This window comes from Pseudoduganella sp. RAF53_2 (genome assembly GCF_052113985.1).
Lineage (GTDB): Bacteria > Pseudomonadota > Gammaproteobacteria > Burkholderiales > Burkholderiaceae_D > Rugamonas.
Map to the genome: position 1 here is coordinate 1 of NZ_JBFRDW010001049.1, position 1,150 is coordinate 1,150.

The 1,150-nt window shown below is 61.4% G+C and carries 1 protein-coding gene; it reads left to right on the forward strand.

All coding sequences use genetic code 11. The features are described from left to right. Nucleotides 1-404: 404 nt before the first annotated feature. Nucleotides 405-1,150: HlyD family secretion protein (locus tag AB4Z11_RS32210; protein ID WP_442030319.1), on the forward strand; the 746-nt coding region annotated here is incomplete at its 3' end.

Below are 1,150 nucleotides of genomic sequence, written 5' to 3' on the forward strand. Positions count from 1 at the left end.
CCGTCCAATCGCGCGGCCCCGTGACCTGGGTGCCGGTGGCAGTCAGCAGTGGCTTGTCGGCAGCGAGCTTGCCGGCGAAAGCGCCATCAGGCGTTTCAGCGGCATGTGCAAAAGCGAGGGAAAGGGCAAGCACAAGCGGGGACAACAGACGGACAGGTTTCATCGTAGCTCCCAGGTTGATAGGTGATGCAAACATTGCAACTATTTCATCTTGGCATCCCCTTTCGGCCCTGTCAATGCGGGAAACGCGGACGACCGGACGGCCGCGGACAGGGTAAAGGAAGTGCGGACAGTCTTAAAAATCAATCGCTTACGCGCTGGCACAGTTCGTGCAACGTCAACCTTGACTCTTTCACCAGACACCGAAGAACAAAATGATCCGCGACACCTCACATCAAGATACTGTGATTGCCCCGCCATCAGGACTGAAGACCAAGCGCCGTGCCATGCTGCTGATTGGCGGCGTGGTCGTTGCTGCCGCCGCTTTTGGGCTGGTCAGGACCTGGAGTGGCAGCCAGCATTCCATCAACGCCTCGCGCCTGCGTATCGCCGAAGTCACGCGCGGCACGCTGATCCGCGACGCGGCGGTCAATGGCCGCATCGTGGCAGCCGTCAGCCCGACGCTGTACTCCACCTCGCCGTCCACCGTCACCCTGAAAGTCCATGCGGGCGACACCGTGAAGAAAGGCGATGTCCTGGCCGTCCTCGAATCGCCCGACCTGATGGACGAATTGAAGAAGGAACAGTCCAGCTACAACGAACTGACCGCCGAAGTGGCGCGCCAGCAGATCCTGGCCCGCAAGCAGAAGCTGGCGGCGCAGCGCGAAGCCGATACCGCGGAGATTGACCGCGTGTCCGCCATGCGGACGCTGCAGCGTTACGACAGCGTGTCGAATGAAGGYATTGTGGCCAAGATCGACTACCAGAAAGCCAAGGACGCCGTTGCCGCCGCCGAGATCCGCGCCAAGCACACCAAGATGGCGGCGGAACTGGAACAGGACAATGTGGCGCTCGAACTGAAAACCAAGACCGCTCAGCTGGAACGCCAGAAAGCTTCGCTGTCCAATGCCCAGCGCCGCGTCGAAGAACTGACCGTGCGCGCGCCGGTGGATGGCTTCATCGGCACGCTGTCCGTCGCCAACCGCAGCGT